This window comes from Arthrobacter sp. P1_B3 (assembly GCF_056406615.1).
This window is the reverse complement of record NZ_JBFTZV010000005.1, coordinates 382,340-399,158: the sequence shown is the minus strand read 5'-3', so window position 1 is coordinate 399,158 and position 16,819 is coordinate 382,340. Positions and strand designations below refer to the sequence as shown.

The window sequence follows — 16,819 nt, the reverse complement described above, 5'->3', positions numbered from 1 at the left end:
GCGGAGTTCACAAGAAAGCAACAAGAATCGCCGGAAAATAATCGGACAAAACCACTCCCGGAGACGTACGTTAATCCCATCGGCGGGCAATTCGCCGGCCGATCGGGGAGGCCAGTACATGGAGCGGATTTTCGCACCGGGTGTATGGGAGGCCGCGTCCGGCCTCCAGGCCGAGCCGCCTCACCAATAACAATTCCGGGCATTGCCCCGGGGCTGGAGTCGATGTGGCTATTTCTGAGCAACTGCCCGACGTCATTTCCGATCAGGGACAGAAAGCTACCTCTCGCGCCAAGCGAGCCACCTCAAAGACCGGTGCAGCAGATTCCGCTGCGGCCGGTCTTGCTGTTTCCGGGGAAGGAACAGGGAGCCGGGGCACGGCCCGCAGTTTCGTGATCGACACCTCCGTGCTGCTCTCCGATCCGCGGGCCCTCCTGCGCTTCGCCGAGCATGAGGTCATCCTGCCGATTGTCGTCATCACCGAGCTCGAAGGAAAGCGCCACGACCCGGAGCTGGGTTACTTCGCGCGCAAGGCGCTCCGGCTGCTCGATGACCTGCGGCTCGAGCACGGCGGCCTGGACCGTCCCATCCCGCTTGGCCCCGACGGCGGCACGCTCATGGTGGAGCTGAACCACATCTCCGCCGAGGTGCTGCCCGCCGGCTTCCGCGGGGTGGATAATGACAGCCGCATCCTCGCGGTGGCCAAGAACCTGGCCAACGAGGGCCGCGACGTGACGGTGGTGTCCAAGGACCTGCCGATGCGCGTCAAGGCCTCCGCGATGGGGCTGCTGGCCGACGAATACCGCAATGAACTCGTCAAGGACTCCGGCTGGACCGGCGTCGCGGAGCTGGACGCGGGTGAGGACGAGGTTGCGACCCTCTACGGGCACGAGCCGGTTTTCATCCCGGCCGCGGCCGAGATGCCGACCAACACCGGGCTGGTCCTGCTTTCCAGCCGCGGCTCGGCCCTCGGGCGGGTAGGGGCGGACAAGCAGGTCCGGCTCGTCAAGGGCGACCGCGACGTCTTCGGGCTCCACGGCCGCTCGGCCGAGCAGCGGCTGGCGATCGACCTCCTGATGGACCCGTCGGTCGGCATCGTGTCCCTCGGCGGCCGCGCCGGCACGGGCAAGTCCGCGCTGGCCCTGTGCGCCGGGCTCGAAGCCGTCCTGGAGCGCCGGGAACACCGCAAGGTGATCGTCTTCCGGCCCCTGTACGCGGTGGGCGGCCAGGAGCTGGGCTACCTGCCCGGATCCGAAGCGGAAAAGATGAACCCCTGGGCGCAGGCCGTCTTTGACACCCTGGGCGCGCTGGTCAGCCAGGAGGTCGTGGAGGAAGTGATGGACCGGGGCATGCTTGAGGTCATGCCGCTGACCCACATCCGCGGACGCTCGCTGCACGACGCGTTCGTGATCGTCGACGAGGCGCAGTCGCTGGAGAAGAATGTGCTGCTGACGGTGATGAGCCGGATCGGGCAGAACTCGAAGATTGTCCTCACGCACGACGTCGCCCAGCGGGACAACCTGCGGGTCGGACGGCACGACGGCGTGGCGGCCGTCGTCGAGACGCTGAAAGGGCACCCGCTGTTCGGCCACATCACGCTCACCCGCTCGGAGCGTTCGCCGATCGCGGCACTGGTGACGGAGCTGCTGGAGGGGGCAGAGATCTAAGCCCGTTCCGGTTTGGGGCCGTGGTCCGGTTTTGCCGGGCCACGGCCCTTCGCCGTTGTTGGGTTGCCGGGGTTGGCTGCCGGGCCACGGCCTTTCGCCGTCGCTTAGACACGTCGCATGGGACCCGCTGCGGTCGCTGGGCGACCTCCGGGGCCCGATGCGCCGCGATGCGCTCCTCTACGAAAGACCGCGTCCCGGCACTTCTTTCGCTGTTGGCTGGCTGCCTTCTCGCGAGGGTGACCTTAGCGGGGCTGCGGTGTCCCGCTAAGGAGCGCATCGCCGACCAAAGCGAAGCGAAGGTCGCCCAGCGACCGCAGCGTAGCGACGGGAGGTGTCTAAGCGACGGCGGGTTGCCGCGGGCCCGGCAAACCCAACCACGGCAACACAGCGACGGGAGGTGTCTAAGCGACGGCGGGTCGCCGCGGGCCCGATTGGGGGCCGTTGTGACTACCCGTTGATGCCCAGGTACTTCGCTGTTGCTTCGTGGCCCTGTACCTGAAGCTGCCAGTCCGGGCGTTTGAAGGTGGCGGGGGTGAGGCGGACGTTTTGGACCTCCTGGGCCTTGCCGCCCCACACGGCGCGGGTGACGCCGTTGAGCTCGTAGCCGAGGGAACGTGAGACGCCCAGGGACTGCTGGTTCCAGGCGGCGGCCTCGGATTCCGCCACTTCTGCGCCGAGCCAGTCGAAGGCATAGAGGGCGACGGCGGCCCGCATCTCCTTGCCGAGGCCGCGGCCTTGGGCGCTCTGGCGGAGCCAGGAGCCCGTGGTGACCGTCTTCCGCGTGGCGAAGTCCTTGGCCGCGATGTCCTGGCAGCCAATGAACTCGCCGTCGTGCCAGATGCCGAGCAGCAGGGTCCAATCCCGGGGGCTCATGCTGCCGCGGCACCGCCAGTACCACTGCGCCATGTTGGTTCCGAGCTCGTTGGGCGGGGCTTCGGTCCAGGGGTTGCTGAACGGGTTCCGGCCCGGCTCGTGAACGCCGCCCAGGGAGGCCTCGACCGCGGCCGGAATTTCCTCGTCGCGGATGGGGCGCAGCTCCAGGTGCGGCGTGGTCAGGGTCAGGCCGAAAGGGGGCCAGTAGTCGGCAGGTCCAGTCATCGCAGGAAGCCTAACGGTGCCGGCGGCCGGATGCCAGTCACAGACCGGCTATTCCGCGGGAACGTCCCAGCTGATGTGGCGACGGACGTCGGTGAGGTTCATCGATTCGGCGAGGAACAGGTCATCGAGCATGTATTCGTCCACGCCCAGGATCCTGAGCCAGTGGCCGTAGCCGGCCGGCCCGTCGCCGGCTCCCGGCTCGTCCAGCCAGCGGCTCGCAACGCAGACGCCCGTGCCGGCGTCGATCCTCAGCAGCGTGCGTCCGGGCCGGCAGAGCGGGGCAGCCGGATCGGCTGGGCGGTACGAGGGGTTCGGGCTGACCGTGGTTTCCAGGGCGGGCCGGCCCTCGTGGTCAACCTCCGTGATGGGGCCAAGCTCCACGGCGTTGGCGTTGGGGAACTCCAGCGGGACAGGGGAGTTGCCTGCGAGCTCCACCGGGTCCAGGGCTGCGGCGAACCGGCCGTTCCCGAAGGACGGCTCGCCGTAGGCTGCCTCCGGGCGGCGGCGCACCAGGCCGTCGTCGTCGTACACCGGGGTGACCAGATGCGGCGGCAGGAGCCAGGTCTTCCTCGTGGAACTGACATAGAAGCCGCCGCGTGAATCGTTGATGCCGGTGGTGCTGGCGATCACCAGCCCGTCGGCGGTCTCCAGCCGCAAGGCGCCGGGCCTGCGCAGCCACGCCCTGATGAGGCCGTCGGGCAGGGCCGTAGGGGAGCTTGCGGAACTCGTGAGCGGCCGGTCCAGGTACTCGAACCTCAGTGACTGCCACTTCCAGGGCGAGGACCGGCACAGGTGCCGGAAGGCCGCAGCCGGATTCGCCGGGCCGCGGGGCGCGAGCGGCCCGCGCCCGTTCCTGCTGTCCCATGCGGCCATATCCACAGTTTACGCGCGGGGACCGCCGGGCCGGACGAATATCCAGTAGCATCCGAGAGTGATCGAACGACTCGGCACCCTGGGCGCCGCCAACCCGCTGGCCTTCTGGCTTGCCCTGGCCGCGTGCGCCTATTTCTTTGTGATGGCCATCCGGCTCACCGTCATCGATGTCCGGCACCACCTGCTCCCGGACAGGATTGTGTTTCCGTCCTATGCGATCGCCGGAGTCCTCCTGCTGGGCGCGGCCGCCAGCCAGCTGCTTCCCGGCGGCCAGGACGTTGCCGGCACGGCGGACGCCGGAGTGTTCGGTGTGCCGGGGCTGCGTGTCCTCGCCGGCGGGGCGGCCCTCTGGCTCTTCTACTTCCTCCTGCACGCGGTGTATCCGCCGGGAATGGGATTCGGCGACGTGAAGCTCGCAGGCGTCCTGGGAATGTACCTGGGATTCCTGGGCTGGGGGCACGTCATGGCCGGGACCTTTGCCGCGTTCGTCCTCGGCGGGCTGTGGAGCCTCGGAATACTCGCGGCGCGGCGCGGCAATTTGCAGTCGGCCATTCCCTTCGGGCCGTTCATGCTGGCCGGCACGGCGGCCGCCATGCTGCTGATTCCGGCCAGTTAGGCCGACACGGCATGGCCACCCCGGATTTCATCCTGAAACTGCGCGAGAAGATCGGACACGAGGCCCTCTGGCTGCCCGGCGTCAGGGCAGTGGTGTTCGACGGCGCCGGCCGGGTCCTGCTCGGCCAGCGCGCCGATAACCGGCAGTGGGGCCTGATCACCGGGATCCTGGAACCGGGCGAGGACCCGGCGCCGGGCCTGCTGCGGGAGATCCTCGAAGAGACCGGCGTGGTGGCCGCGGTGCAACGGCTGGTGTCGGTGGATGCTGTGGGTCCGGTCCGCTATCCCAACGGCGACGTGTGCCAGTTCCTGACCCTGGTGTTCCGCTGCCGTTTCGTCTCGGGAGAGGCCAGGGTCAACGACGACGAATCCCTCGACGTCGGATGGTTCCATCCGGAGGACTTCCCGGAGCTCATGCCCGGGCATCTGGAGATGATCCGGCGGGCCGCCGACCCCGCCGGCGACGTCCACTACCGCCGCTGACCCCACACCGGGCTGCCGGCCCTGACCGGCCCGGCACGCAGCAGGGGCGCCGCAACCCCCAAAGATTGCGGCGTCCCTGGCTGGCGCTGGCCGGCACCCGCTGGCGGGCGCCGGCGGGCGGGCCGAAACCGGACCGTCAGCCGCGCAGGCTGGTGAACGCGTCGTCGCGGCTGGGCTCGTCGGCGTTGCTGTGCGCGGCGGGCCCTTCCGGCTCGTCGCGGTTCGGGTCCTCCGAGCTTTCGGTGCCGTGGCGGGCTGCCGCCCGTTCCGCCTCGAGCCGCTCGGCTTCCTCTCCGCCGACTGCTTCTCCGCGGGCCACCATGCCGGCGGTGTCCGAGAGCGGGATCTGCTTGAGGGTCAGGGCCAGGATCAGTGCGATGCCCAGGAACGGCAGCAGGTACCAGAAGACCGGGGCCAGCGAGTCCGCGTAGGCGTTGACGATCGCATCCTTGAGCTGCGCCGGGAGTTGGCTGAGCATCTGCGGGTCCATCGTCCGGGTGGACTGCGACGCCTGCTCAGCGGACGCCCCCGCGCCGGTGAAGGCGTTCGTCAGGGACTCGGAGAGCCGGGTGGTGAAGATGGAGCCGAACACTGCGACGCCGAGGGATGCGCCGACCTCACGGAAGTAGTTGTTGGTGCTCGTTGCCGTGCCGATCTGGTCTGCAGGCACGGAGTTCTGCACCACGAGGACAATCACCTGCATGATCGAGCCCAGGCCGGCGCCGAAGATGAACAGCTGCACGCAGATGACCCAGATGGGGGTGGCAGCCGTGAGCGTGGTCAACCACAGCATTGCCGCGATGGTCAGGGTGGCACCGAGGACCGGGAACAGCTTGTACTTGCCGGTCTTGGAGATGCGGATGCCGGAGAAGATGGCCATGCCCATGAGCCCTACCATCATGGGCAGCATCAGCAGGCCGGATTCGGCGGCGGAGGTCCCGGAGGACATCTGCAGGAAGGTCGGGACGAAGGCGATCGCCGCGAACATGCCCAGGCCCAGGGTGAAGCCGATGGCGGTGGAGTTCACGAAGATGCGGTTCTTGAACAGGCTCAACGGAATGATGGGGTCCTCGGCCCGGCGTTCCACCAGGACGAAGGCGGTTGCGGCGAGCACCAGCCCGGCGCCGAAGGCCCACGTCAGCGGCGAATCCCAGCCCTCGTCTTTTTTGCCGCCGAAGTCGGTGAAGAAAATCAGGCACGTGGTGGCCGCGGAGAGCAGCAGCACGCCCAGGATGTCGATCCGTTTCTCGGCCTTCTTGTTGGGCAGCGTCAGGGTGAACCAGGCAATGGTGAACGCGGCGATGCCGATCGGGATGTTGATGTAGAAGGCCCATTCCCAGGTCAGGTGGTCCACGAAGAAACCGCCCAGCAGGGGCCCGGCGACGGCGGAGAGGCCGAAGATGGCACCCAGCGGGCCCATGTACTTGCCGCGCTCCTTGGCCGGAACGATGTCGGCGATGATGGCCTGGGACAGAATCATCAGGCCGCCGCCGCCGAGACCCTGGACGGCACGGAAGATCACGAAGCCCCAGAAGTCCGTGGCGAGGGCGCAGCCGACGGAGGCGAGCGTGAAGAGTCCGATGGCGACGAGGAACAGGTTCCGGCGCCCCAGGATATCGCCGAACTTTCCGTAGATCGGCATGACGATGGTGGTGGCCAGCAGGTAGGCCGTGGTGATCCAGGCCTGGTGTTCCACGCCGCCGAGCTTGCCGACGATCGTGGGCATGGCGGTGGACACGATGGTCTGGTCAAGGCTGGAGAGCAGCATGCCCGCGATGAGGGCGGAGAAGATGATCCAGATGCGTTTCTGGGTCAGCAGCAGCGGCTCGGCTGCTGGTTTGGTGCTGACGGCGGCGCTCATTGCGCTCCTTCGGAAGGGTTGAACTGGGCAGTGTCGGAGTAAGCGGTCTCGGAGCCGGAGGTGTCGGATGGGGACATGGTGAACGGCAGGGAGAAGAGTGTGCGGGCGGCGGCAATGTTTTCCAGCAACATGGCCCTGTAAGGGCGGGTGTTGCCTTCGGAGAAGTAATCGGCGCTGGTTTTCCGGGCAACGTTGCCCAGGAGGACAACGGCCATGCGGACCACGGGATGGTCGGCAGCGACGCCTTCCCTGGCCGCGAGCAGCCTGGCGAACTCTGCCTCGCGTTCCTCGGTGGCGCCGATGATCCGGAGCATCAGCTGCGGCTCCTTCTTGATCACGCCGATCAGCTGGCGGGTCTCTTCCTCGGAGCCGCTCATCCGTTCGGACAGATCGAGGGACAGCCGCACGAGGTCGTCGAGGAGTGAGGCCGATATTTCGCCGGGAGGCGATCCTGCGCCGCCTGCCATGAACCGTGCCACCACCCCTTCCGGAAAGTCGTCGTCGACGTGGCCGAGGATCGCGTCTTCCTTGGCGGGGAAGTAGTTGAAGAAGGTACGGCGGGAGATGCCCGCCCGCTCGCAGACTTCCTCGACGGTGTAGCCGCTGAGGCCGCGTTCGGCGGTCAGGGAACGCGCGACGGCGGTGATGCTCGCCCGTGTTGCGGCCCGCTTGCGCTCGCGGAGGCCCCCCGTGTTAGTTGCACTGTTTCCCATGGAGTGTATTTTTGCACTTATTACTAAATAGTGCAAAAGATGGCCGTGCTGACGGACGGGCACGAGCGGGGAACCGCCCCGATTCCAGGGTGCAGACATGCCGCCGGCCGGCACCCTTCCAGGAAGGGTGCCGGCCGGCGGATGGTCCCAACAGGGCGGCGTCGCCGCCAGGAGCCGCTAGGCCTTGTGCGGCGGGCGCGTCATGGACATGACGTCCAGGGCCGTGTCCAGCTGCTCCTCGGTCAGTTCGCCGCGCTCGAGGAAGCCCATGGAGACGACGGTTTCGCGGATGGTCAGGCCCTCGGCCACGGCCTTCTTGGCGATCTTCGCGGCGTTCTCGTAACCGATGAACTTGTTCAGCGGGGTCACGATCGACGGCGAGGCCTCCGCGAGGAAGCGGGCGCGCTCCACGTTAGCGGTGATGCCGTCGATCATCTTGTCGGCCATGACGCGGCTGGTGTTGGCCAGCAGGCGCACGGATTCAAGGAGGTTGGCGGCCATGACCGGGATGCCGACGTTGAGTTCGAATGCGCCGTTGGTGCCGGACCACGCGATGGCGGTGTCGTTGCCGATCACCTGGGCGCAAACCATGATGGAAGCTTCGCAGATGACCGGGTTGACCTTGCCGGGCATGATCGAGGAGCCGGGCTGCAGGTCCGGGATCGCGATTTCGCCGAGGCCGGTGTTGGGGCCGGAGCCCATCCAGCGCAGGTCGTTGTTGATCTTCATGAAGGAGATCGCAATATTGCGCAGCTGGCTGGAGGCTTCGATGAGCCCGTCCCGGTTGGCCTGGGCCTCGAAGTGGTCGCGGGCCTCGGTCAGGGGCAGCCCGGTGTCGGCCGCCAGCAGTTCGATTACGCGCTCGGGGAAGCCGGCCGGCGTGTTGATGCCGGTGCCCACAGCGGTTCCGCCAAGCGGGACCTCGGCGACGCGGGGGAGGGAGGCGTTGATGCGCTCGATGCCGTAGCGGACCTGGGCGGCGTAGCCGCCAAATTCCTGGCCCAGGGTGACGGGGGTGGCGTCCATGAGGTGCGTGCGGCCGGACTTCACGACGTCCTTGAATTCGGCAGCCTTGCGCTCCAGCGACTCGGCCAGGTAGCCGAGGGCCGGGATCAGGTCATTGATCAGCGCGGACGTGGCGGCAACGTGGACGGAGGTCGGGAAGACGTCGTTGGAGGACTGTGAAGCGTTGACGTGGTCGTTCGGGTGGACAACTTTGTCACTGCCGGCGGACTTGAGAGCCCGCGAGGCTAGCTCGGCGATGACCTCGTTGGTGTTCATGTTCGAGGACGTGCCGGACCCGGTCTGGAAGACGTCAATCGGGAAGTCGCCGTCGTACTTGCCGGCCGCAACCTGGTCGGCGGCGTCGGCGATCGCCTGGGCGAGCTCGCCGTCGAGCACCCCCAGTTCGGCGTTCGCCTGGGCGGCAGCCTTCTTCACCCGGGCCAGGGCTTCGATGTGGGCGCGCTCCAGGGTCTTGCCCGAGATCGGGAAGTTCTCGACTGCACGCTGCGTCTGTGCGCGGTACAGGGCGTTCACGGGAACGCGGACTTCGCCCATCGTGTCGTGTTCAATGCGGAACTCTTCGGTGTTCAACTCATCTGTGGAAGTCATGGGGCTAGCTTATTGGGAGTGGGAGTCCCATCGAAAACCGTGAACGGCCTGCAAGGGCCGGGCGCCGGGGTTTATAGCCGGCCGATGCTGGAGACGAGGTCGGCCCGGCCGTCATTAAGGCTGTATGCGAGACCGATCACGGCAGTGCGGCCGCTGTCGATGGCGCCCGAAATCACCCGGGAACTGTCCACGAGCCTCTGCGAGGTCTGCTTGACGTTTTCGACCACCATGTCGTTGATGTCGGTCTGATTGTTACGCAGCGAGGTCAGTACGGACGGGGTGATCCGCTCCACCAGGCTGCGCATGAATCCGACCGGCATCTGACCTGTTTCAACGGCCGCCTTGGTCACGGTGACGGCACCGCAGTTGTCGTGGCCCAGGACGACGATCAGCGGGACGTCCAGTTCGCTGACGCTGTATTCCAGCGAGCCGAGCACGGCATCGTCGATCACCTGGCCGGCGGTGCGGACGACAAATGCGTCCCCGAGGCCCAGGTCGAAGATGATTTCGGCGGCGAGCCTGGAGTCGGCGCAGCCGAAGATGACGGCGAAGGGGTGCTGGTTTTCTACCAGCGACGAGCGCCGCGACGCGTCCTGGTTGGGGTGTGATGACGTGCCGGCGACAAAACGCTTGTTGCCTTCACGGAGACGTTGCCAGGCGAGCGCGGGAGTCAGATAAGTAGCCACGTGGCCACTTTACGGTGAAGGGGTGGCCGAAGGGGAAACTGTTGCGCCTGGCGTGCTGGACCGTGCCCCGGCAGGCGGATTGCTTTCAAGCGACTTCACCACTGCGTCGGCCAGGGCGGAGAACTCCTCCAGCGTCGCGGATCCGGACAGGATCACGGTGGTGCCGCGTTCGGTCAGCACCATGGATTTCTCGCCCTTGCCGGTGTCACGCAGCTCCCAGTCCCGGCCGCCCGCGTTACGGGTGCCGGTTACCGGCGCGTTCTTGGTCTGCTGCAGGAGCCACGTGGGGTTGGCCTCGCGGGCCTGCACCAGGGCAATGAAGGATTCCTTGGGCGTCAGATAGCCGACTTCCCAGGTGGGGACGCCGCTGCCGGCGCCGGACTGCCAGCGGGCGTAGTTGGCGCGAAATGTGTCGCCGGTATCGGCCGCCACGGGTGTGAACCCCGCCACACCCACCGCGCTCTGTGCGATGGCACTGACGTTGATGTTGGGCCGGTAGCCGTCGGCCTTGGGGGAGGGGTTCATGAGGACGATCGGCAGGAACGCGGCGATGCTCACCACCAGGGCGATGATCATGCCCATGACGGAGGCATTGGCGCGTTTGGCCGCCGCGGCGGCGATGACGGGCTTCACCGGTGGCTGTCCGGAAGTGTCCGGGCCTGTCGCGGGGGAGCTGCCAGCCGGAGAACCGGGGGCGGCGGGGGACGTGTCCTGCAATTCGCTCACCCCTCTATAGTCGCGCATGTCCGGGCCGATCTCACATTCGCGGCGCAGCGGCCGCCCAGAGGTGAAGTGCGTCACGCGCCTGTCATCCCATGACCTTGCGCGCCCGCCCCGACTATGATCAGTATCAGACGAATCACCGCGACGGATCGATCCTGGCCGTACGGGTTCAACGACCGCCACTCGAAGAAGAGGTTCACGTGACACCAGCGCCCATGTCCCAGAAGTACTCCACGCTTTCCCCCTCGCTTGCCGTCGGGATCGACGAGCCTGACCGCAACCTCGCACTCGAACTTGTCCGCGTCACCGAGGCCGCGGCGATCGCCGGTGGTCACTGGGTAGGCTTCGGCGACAAGAACAAGGCCGACGGCGCCGCCGTGGACGCCATGCGCTCCTTCCTGCAGACCGTGCACTTCAACGGCGTCGTGGTCATCGGTGAGGGCGAGAAGGACGAAGCCCCGATGCTGTTCAACGGCGAGCACGTCGGTGACGGCACCGGTCCCGAGTGCGACGTCGCCGTCGACCCCATCGACGGAACCCGGCTGACCGCCCTCGGCATCAACAATGCCCTGGCGGTCCTGGCCGTGGCCGAACGCGGCTCCATGTTCGACCCCTCCGCCGTGTTCTACATGGAAAAGCTCGTCACCGGCCCGGAAGCGGCCGACATGGTTGACCTGCGCCTGCCGGTCAAGCAGAACCTGCACCTGATCGCCAAGGCCAAGGGCGTCAAGGTCAACCAGCTCAACGTCATGATCCTGGACCGCGACCGGCACCGCCCCCTCGTGGAGGAAATCCGCGAAGCCGGCGCCCGCACGAAGTTCATCATGGACGGCGACGTCGCGGGGGCCATCGCCGCTGCGCGCGCCGGCACCGGCGTCGACGCCCTCATGGGCATCGGCGGAACCCCGGAAGGCATCGTCGCGGCCTGCGCCATCAAGTCCCTCGGCGGCGTCATCCAGGGCCGCCTGTGGCCCACGAGCGACGACGAGAAGCAGAAGGCGATCGACGCCGGGCACGATCTCGAGCGCGTGCTCTCGACCAACGACCTCGTCTCCAGCGACAACTGCTACTTCGCGGCCACCGGCATCACCGACGGCGACCTCCTCAAGGGCGTCCGCTACTCCAAGGACAAGGTCCTTACCCAGTCCATCGTGATGCGCTCCAAGTCCGGCACCATCCGCTTTGTCGACGGCGAGCACCAGGCCAGCAAGTGGGAAGGCTACGCCCGCAAGAGCTAGCACCTGAACAGCAGCACTGAACTGCACCACTGAACTGCACCACTGAACTGCACCAGTGAATACAGCGAATCCCGGGCCGCCTCCGCGACCCGGGATTCGCCGTCTTAATCGCGGTTCTGATGCCGCGGTGCGGCGCCGGAGGCACCGGATTAGATAGGGTGGAGCCATGACGTGGCTCGTAACTGGCGGTGCAGGATATATCGGTTCTCATGTGGTTTCCGCGTTGCGCGGGGCCCGGATCCAGCCGGTGGTGATTGACTCCCTCTCCAGCGGGCACCGCGAGTTCGTGCCGGCCGACGTGCCGTTTATCCACGGCAGCATCCTCGACGCCGACCTCGTGGCCCACACGCTGCGGCACCATGCGGTGACCGGCGTGATCCACCTGGCCGGTTTCAAGTACGCCGGGGTTTCGGTCCAGGAGCCGCTGCTGACGTACGAACAGAACGTCACAGGCACCGCGCAGCTGCTCAAGGCCATGGAACTCACCGGCGTGGACAAACTGGTCTTCTCCTCATCCGCGGCCACCTATGGCACGCCCACCGGCGACGTCGTCACCGAGGACACGCCCACCAACCCGGAATCGCCCTACGGCGAGAGCAAACTCATCGGCGAATGGCTGATCCGGGACCAGGGCCGGGCGCGGGGCCTGAACCACACCTCGCTGCGGTACTTCAACGTGGTCGGCTCCGGCTCGCCCGAGCTCTACGACACCAGCCCCCACAACCTTTTCCCGATCGTGCTGCGGGCTCTCACCGCGGGCCAGACGCCGCGCATCAACGGCATCGACTACAACACGCCGGACGGAACCTGCGTGCGTGACTACGTGCACGTGGCCGATCTCGCCACCTCGCATGTGGCCGCCGCCCAGGCCCTCGCGGCGGGCAAGTCGCTGGAGCGTGTGTACAACCTCGGATCCGGGGACGGGCTGTCCGTACGCCAGATCATGACGGCGATGGCGAACGTCACGGGAATCGACTTCGAACCGGAAATCGGCCCGCGCCGGGCGGGGGATCCGGACCGGATCGTGGCCGACGGCACGCTGGCTGCCCGCGATCTCGACTGGAAGATGCGGCACTCCGTGGAGCAGATGGTGGCCAGCGCCTACGACGCCCAGCGGCACGCGATCACTGCCGCCAGCTAGCGCCGCCAGCCAACGCCGCCACCGGGACGCTGTGCCGGCAGCGTCCTTAGCGGTTTGCCAGGGCCCGGGACCGGGCGCGCAGCCTCTTTGCGAGCTGAGCGCCCTTGCGGGCCAGCTGGTAGCTGCCGTAGCGCACCTTCCGGACCGGCAGGTCCCATGTTCCGGGATACGCGATCCCGCGGCCGCCGAACGACTTCTTGAACGCCGTGAACCCGGCCCATTTGTGCTCGGGCTCATCCGCGGGCGCCACGCCCCAGAGGTCCACGTGCTTGAGGCCCTTCGCCTGGGCGTCCTCGATCAGGGTGACGAGCAGGGGGATGCCCGCGCTGAGCTTGCGGTGGGTGGCATCAAGGGCGGCATGGGCGTAGGTCCGGGTGTCGGCCGAGTCGTAGGCCAGGGCTGCAGCAATGGGGTGGCCGTCGAGCTCTGCGATGAACAGCGTCGCGGCACCGGCCGGCATCAGCGAGGCGGCCACCTGGGTCAGGTACTCGTCACTTTGCGGCTTGAACCCGTTGCGGGCGGCCGTCATGTGCAAGAACTCCAGGAGAACGGCGATCTCTGCCGGATCCTGGCTGGAGCGGAATGTCACGCCCTTCTTGTGGATGTTGCGGAACAGGTTCCGGTTCGCGGGCTTCATATCCGCCAGGACGTCCTTGAAATCCCGGTCGAGGTCCACAATCCAGCTGAGCTCTGGCTGTTGGCTGACCGGGGCCGGCTGCAGGCCGCGGCTGCGGAGTACGGCGTCGGCCTCGGCGGCAGTGAAGCCTGCGGTGACCGGCTCAATCCGGACAAACACGGCCCCGCTGGCCCGGGCGAGGTCCGTCAGGGCCGCCAGTGCGGCATCGAACGCCGCCAGCGACTCGGCCACCGGACCATAGGGGGAGTACAGCAGTTTGCCGGCCGGATTGGATTCCTCGACCGCAAGGAAGCGCCACCCGGAGCCGGACTGTTCGTGGACCGTGCGCCCCAGCGCGCGCTGGAACTGTGCCCACTGCGGGCTTTGCAGGAAATAATCCATGGTGTCAGGCTTCCAATGCGGTGGTGACGGCAAATGCGAGGGCGGGGCCGGTGGCGCCGGAGACGGCGTGGACGTTGACCGGGGCCTCGGCGGCGGGCAGGAAGGCGCTGGCGCCCCGTTCCAGCCGCAGCTCACCCTTCGGGGAGTCGAGGCGGACGGAGCCGGCGGTGACAATGACGACGGCGGCACCGGACTGCGCCAGCGGGACGGGCTCCGCTCCGGGCGCCAGTTCAATGCGCTGCAGCTGGAATTCCCGGAACGGCGGGCGGTAGAGTTCCTGGCCCAGCATTGTGGTCTCGGCGGGGAGCATGGGCACGGCGACGGCCTCGAACGCGACCGTTCTGAGCAGTTCCGGCACGTCCACGAATTTCGGCGTGAGCCCGCCGCGGAGCACGTTGTCCGAGGACGCCATGACCTCGATCCCGAGGCCGCGCAGGTAGGCATGGACGTTTCCGGCCGGCAGGTAGACAGCCTCACCCGGCGCCAGCGAGATCCGGTTCAGCAGCAGCGAAATCAGGACGCCCGGGTCTCCGGGGTAGTCATGGTTGAGGTTCACCACCGTGGTCAGCTCCGCCACGTGCGATCCCATGGGCGCACCGGAGACGAGGGCGGCCACGATCATCGCCGTGGCCTGCGAGACGTCCTCGCCGCCGGCGATGAGCCGCTCGAAGGCCGAGCGGAGGGCCGCGGGCTCGTCCGGCTGCGCCAGGTCTGCGAGCAGCATCGGAACAAGCGGCGGCAGTTCCAGCCCGGCGAGATCGAAGCACGCCGCCACGTGCAGGAAGACCGCGCGAGATTCCGCGGCCGGCCGGAAACCGCAGAGCGCCTCGAACGGTGTCAGCGCGAAGATCATTTCGGGTTTGTGGAAGGCGTCCTTGTAGTTGCGTTCCGGGGCGGCAGGGTCGACGCCGGCCGCCTCCTCACGTGCGAAGCCCTCCCGGGCCTGGGCGAGCGTCGGGTGCACCTGCAGGGACAGCGGCGCCTCGGCCGCGAGGACTTTGAGCAGGAACGGCAGGCGCGGACCGAATGCGGCCACGCTCGCGCTTCCCAGGCTGTGTTCCGGGTCCTCGGCGATCAGGGTGTCCAGCGCGAGCCGCCCGTCGTCGCGCGTTTCGGGCGCGTGCCGACCGGCACCCCCGGCCGCCGGCGTCAGCGCGACGGAAGGGGAGTCCGGATGGGCGCCGACCCAGAGCTCCGCTTCGGGACCGCCGGAAGCGGGCCTGCCCAGCAGTTGGGCGATGGCTGTCGGGGAGCCCCAGGCATAGGGCCGGAGGACGTTCTCAAGTTCGTACATGGCCTGGTCCCTGTCTCGTCAATGAATGTGGTCACTATGCTGTGCTCAATGTTCTGTGGTCACTGTGCTGTGCTCAAACTGCTGCGGTCACTCTGACCCGGGCACCCGCGCCGCGGGCAGCGGGCGGTGCCCGGCGTGCGGGCCGGTGTTAGAGCGGCGCGCACTGGCCGTTGGTGGCGACGAGGTCGCGGATGGACTGTTCGTCGCCATTGCGCTTGAACTGGTTGAGCATCTCTTCGGTGATCGGCTCGCCGTCCGGCGTGGTGGTCACCGGCGTGAAGTCCGACGGCGAGGGCGGGGGCTCGGTGGCCGGCGCGGCACCGGCGGCAGAGAGCGGCCCCGCCGCCGTTCCGGGCTGCAGGACGGTATCGTCAACGACGGTGTTATCAGCTGCGCCGGCCGACGGGCTGGCCAGCAGTTTGTCCACCCGCTCGTGGATGATGTCGAAGTCCGGGGACGTGGAGAAAGCAGCGTCGAAGTCGGGCGGACCGATGGTCAGGCGGCTGACATCCTGGCCCTTGGCCCTAATGGCCAGGTCCACGAAGCTGCCGAGCTGGCCGGAGGAGACGTTCGATTCGACCACCTTGGTGCCAGCCTTGGCGATATCCTCAAACTTGGCCAGCAGCTTTGCGGGGTCGAGCTGCTTCAGCATCGCCTGCTGCACGCACTGCTGGCGCTGGATGCGGGCGTAGTCGTCCACGAATTCCCGGGAACGGCCGTACCAGAGGGCGTGGAAGCCGTCGAGCGTTTGGTCGCCTGCCGGAATCCAGCCGTCCGGCATGCCGTGGATGCCGTTGGCCTCATCCACCATCGGTCCGCTGATGGGGACCCAGCCGCCGGCCTTGATCCGGATGCCGCCCATGGCGTCGATCAGCTTGGAAAAACCGTCCATGTCCACCAGCACGTAGGCCTGGACCTTGATGCCCAGCGTTCCGGACACCGCTTCGAGAGTGGCCTGCGCACCGGGGTCAGCCACCCCGGGATAGAGGTCCTGATGTTCGTTGGTGACCTCGGTGTTGATCGCGTTGATCAGGCACTCGTCGCCGCAGTTGTAGCCCTCCGGATACACCTGGCGCATCGGGGAGTCCGCGCTGAACTGGGCGTTCTGGAGGTTGCGGGGCACCGAGATGATCGCCGTGTTGCCGGTCTTGGCATCGACGCTGATCACTGAGAGGCTGTCCGGCCGGCGGCCCGTGCGGTCCGCTCCGGCGTCGCCGCCCATCATCAGGAAGTTGTAGCGGCCCTCGGAAGGTTCAAGGGTGGGACCGGAACCGGAGAAGATGCTGCCGATGGCGTCGCGGCTGACGTTGAGCAGGTAGGCCGCATAGCCCAGGGACCCGCTGCTGAGGATCATGGCCAGCACCAGCGCCAGCACCACCGCGGGGCGGATCTTGGGGGCGAGCAGCCCGGGCCGGATCAGCCGCAAGGTGTTCAGGAACAAGGCGCCCCAGCCGATGGCCAGCAGCCCGAGGCCGAGCACCAGCAAGAGCGAGGGCACCTGGCCGGCGAGGATATTGATCAGCGTGGAGCGGGACACGAGCAGGAGCAGCACGGCAATCAAGGCCAGCGCCCAGACCGTGAAGGTCACGCGCAGCGCAGCCCGCCCGAGCCGGCGCTTGCCCGCGACGATCTGGGCGCTGCCGGGGACCAGGAGCGTCATGAGGATCAGGACGAACGCCCGTTTGGTCAGCACCGGGGCCGGGGCTCCGGAGGGGTGCCGGACCGGGTCGCGCAGCACCCGCCCGGACTGCCCAGGGCTCTCAGTGCGGTGCGTGGGGGCGTAGCTGTTGCTCATGCC

General features: G+C 67.6%; 15 protein-coding genes. 5 read left to right on the top strand and 10 right to left on the bottom strand.

What is annotated here, in order from left to right:
* Positions 1 to 224: 224 nt before the first annotated feature.
* Complete coding sequence (locus AC1D2F_RS08470; RefSeq protein WP_229995689.1) at positions 225 to 1,664, top strand: PhoH family protein; 1,440 nt, start codon at positions 225 to 227, stop codon at positions 1,662 to 1,664.
* 447 nt (positions 1,665 to 2,111) lie between these two features.
* On the opposite strand, the gene AC1D2F_RS08465 is transcribed toward AC1D2F_RS08470, so the two are convergent.
* The gene (locus AC1D2F_RS08465) at positions 2,112 to 2,762 is read right to left on the bottom strand and encodes a GNAT family N-acetyltransferase (RefSeq protein ID WP_476966545.1); all 651 of its coding nucleotides are present in this window, start codon (positions 2,760 to 2,762) and stop codon (positions 2,112 to 2,114) included.
* Positions 2,763 to 2,810: 48 nt separating this feature from the next.
* The gene (locus AC1D2F_RS08460; protein ID WP_229995691.1) at positions 2,811 to 3,635 is read right to left on the bottom strand and encodes a hypothetical protein; all 825 of its coding nucleotides are present in this window, start codon (positions 3,633 to 3,635) and stop codon (positions 2,811 to 2,813) included.
* A 58-nt stretch (positions 3,636 to 3,693) separates the two neighbouring features.
* Between AC1D2F_RS08460 and AC1D2F_RS08455 the strand changes: the two genes are divergently transcribed.
* Together AC1D2F_RS08455 and AC1D2F_RS08450 are read left to right on the top strand one after the other, a co-directional pair.
* On the top strand, positions 3,694 to 4,251 hold the full coding sequence (locus AC1D2F_RS08455) for a prepilin peptidase (protein ID WP_229995692.1): 558 nt from the start codon (positions 3,694 to 3,696) through the stop codon (positions 4,249 to 4,251).
* A gap of 11 nt (positions 4,252 to 4,262) precedes the next feature.
* Positions 4,263 to 4,733 carry an NUDIX hydrolase gene (locus AC1D2F_RS08450; RefSeq protein ID WP_229995693.1) on the top strand — a complete coding sequence of 157 codons (471 nt, stop codon included), beginning with the start codon at positions 4,263 to 4,265 and terminating at the stop codon, positions 4,731 to 4,733.
* Positions 4,734 to 4,869: 136 nt separating this feature from the next.
* Here the strand turns inward: AC1D2F_RS08450 and AC1D2F_RS08445 are convergent, their stop codons facing one another.
* The 5 genes from AC1D2F_RS08445 to AC1D2F_RS08425 all read right to left on the bottom strand — a co-directional run bounded on the left by AC1D2F_RS08445 (position 4,870) and on the right by AC1D2F_RS08425 (position 10,333).
* A complete protein-coding gene (locus AC1D2F_RS08445; protein WP_229995694.1) occupies positions 4,870 to 6,594 on the bottom strand; it encodes an MDR family MFS transporter in 1,725 nt (574 codons plus the stop codon).
* The gene (locus AC1D2F_RS08440; protein ID WP_476966544.1) at positions 6,591 to 7,307 is read right to left on the bottom strand and encodes a TetR/AcrR family transcriptional regulator; all 717 of its coding nucleotides are present in this window, start codon (positions 7,305 to 7,307) and stop codon (positions 6,591 to 6,593) included. Before AC1D2F_RS08440 ends, AC1D2F_RS08445 begins: the two co-directional genes overlap by 4 nt.
* A gap of 177 nt (positions 7,308 to 7,484) precedes the next feature.
* The gene (locus AC1D2F_RS08435; RefSeq protein ID WP_090576918.1) at positions 7,485 to 8,921 is read right to left on the bottom strand and encodes a class II fumarate hydratase; all 1,437 of its coding nucleotides are present in this window, start codon (positions 8,919 to 8,921) and stop codon (positions 7,485 to 7,487) included.
* A gap of 71 nt (positions 8,922 to 8,992) precedes the next feature.
* A complete protein-coding gene (locus tag AC1D2F_RS08430; protein ID WP_229995697.1) occupies positions 8,993 to 9,607 on the bottom strand; it encodes a carbonic anhydrase in 615 nt (204 codons plus the stop codon).
* Between the two features lie 9 nt (positions 9,608 to 9,616).
* Complete coding sequence (locus AC1D2F_RS08425) at positions 9,617 to 10,333, bottom strand: DUF4245 domain-containing protein (protein ID WP_476966543.1); 717 nt, start codon at positions 10,331 to 10,333, stop codon at positions 9,617 to 9,619.
* Between the two features lie 212 nt (positions 10,334 to 10,545).
* On the opposite strand from AC1D2F_RS08425, the gene glpX reads away from it, so the two are divergent.
* Positions 10,546 to 11,568: a class II fructose-bisphosphatase gene (gene glpX, locus AC1D2F_RS08420; protein WP_175460428.1), complete on the top strand. Its 1,023-nt coding sequence runs from the start codon at positions 10,546 to 10,548 to the stop codon at positions 11,566 to 11,568.
* Positions 11,569 to 11,734: 166 nt separating this feature from the next.
* Positions 11,735 to 12,709 (top strand): UDP-glucose 4-epimerase GalE, encoded by a 975-nt coding sequence (galE, locus tag AC1D2F_RS08415; protein ID WP_364747227.1) that lies wholly within the window; start codon positions 11,735 to 11,737, stop codon positions 12,707 to 12,709.
* Between the two features lie 46 nt (positions 12,710 to 12,755).
* On the opposite strand, the gene AC1D2F_RS08410 is transcribed toward galE, so the two are convergent.
* The 3 genes from AC1D2F_RS08410 to AC1D2F_RS08400 form a co-directional block, all read right to left on the bottom strand.
* On the bottom strand, positions 12,756 to 13,727 hold the full coding sequence (locus AC1D2F_RS08410; RefSeq protein ID WP_364747229.1) for a lipid II:glycine glycyltransferase FemX: 972 nt from the start codon (positions 13,725 to 13,727) through the stop codon (positions 12,756 to 12,758).
* A 4-nt stretch (positions 13,728 to 13,731) separates the two neighbouring features.
* Entirely contained in the window at positions 13,732 to 15,021 is a 1,290-nt protein-coding gene (manA, locus tag AC1D2F_RS08405; protein WP_364747231.1) for a mannose-6-phosphate isomerase, class I, read from the bottom strand.
* 148 nt (positions 15,022 to 15,169) lie between these two features.
* The gene (locus AC1D2F_RS08400; RefSeq protein WP_476966542.1) at positions 15,170 to 16,816 is read right to left on the bottom strand and encodes an LCP family protein; all 1,647 of its coding nucleotides are present in this window, start codon (positions 16,814 to 16,816) and stop codon (positions 15,170 to 15,172) included.
* Between the last annotated feature and the right edge of the window lie 3 nt (positions 16,817 to 16,819).

Excerpts from the sequence above, each read along its gene's own strand:
- AC1D2F_RS08450 (WP_229995693.1), top strand. The coding sequence starts at position 4,263 with ATGGCCACCCCGGATTTCATCCTGAAACTGCGCGAGAAGATCGGACAC.
- AC1D2F_RS08410 (WP_364747229.1), bottom strand. The coding sequence starts at position 13,727 with ATGGATTATTTCCTGCAAAGCCCGCAGTGGGCACAGTTCCAGCGCGCG.
- AC1D2F_RS08445 (WP_229995694.1), bottom strand. The coding sequence starts at position 6,594 with ATGAGCGCCGCCGTCAGCACCAAACCAGCAGCCGAGCCGCTGCTGCTG.
- glpX (WP_175460428.1), top strand. The coding sequence starts at position 10,546 with ATGTCCCAGAAGTACTCCACGCTTTCCCCCTCGCTTGCCGTCGGGATC.
- AC1D2F_RS08440 (WP_476966544.1), bottom strand. The coding sequence starts at position 7,307 with ATGGGAAACAGTGCAACTAACACGGGGGGCCTCCGCGAGCGCAAGCGG.
- AC1D2F_RS08460 (WP_229995691.1), bottom strand. The coding sequence starts at position 3,635 with ATGGCCGCATGGGACAGCAGGAACGGGCGCGGGCCGCTCGCGCCCCGC.
- AC1D2F_RS08400 (WP_476966542.1), bottom strand. The coding sequence starts at position 16,816 with ATGAGCAACAGCTACGCCCCCACGCACCGCACTGAGAGCCCTGGGCAG.
- galE (WP_364747227.1), top strand. The coding sequence starts at position 11,735 with ATGACGTGGCTCGTAACTGGCGGTGCAGGATATATCGGTTCTCATGTG.
- manA (WP_364747231.1), bottom strand. The coding sequence starts at position 15,021 with ATGTACGAACTTGAGAACGTCCTCCGGCCCTATGCCTGGGGCTCCCCG.
- AC1D2F_RS08465 (WP_476966545.1), bottom strand. The coding sequence starts at position 2,762 with ATGACTGGACCTGCCGACTACTGGCCCCCTTTCGGCCTGACCCTGACC.
- AC1D2F_RS08435 (WP_090576918.1), bottom strand. The coding sequence starts at position 8,921 with ATGACTTCCACAGATGAGTTGAACACCGAAGAGTTCCGCATTGAACAC.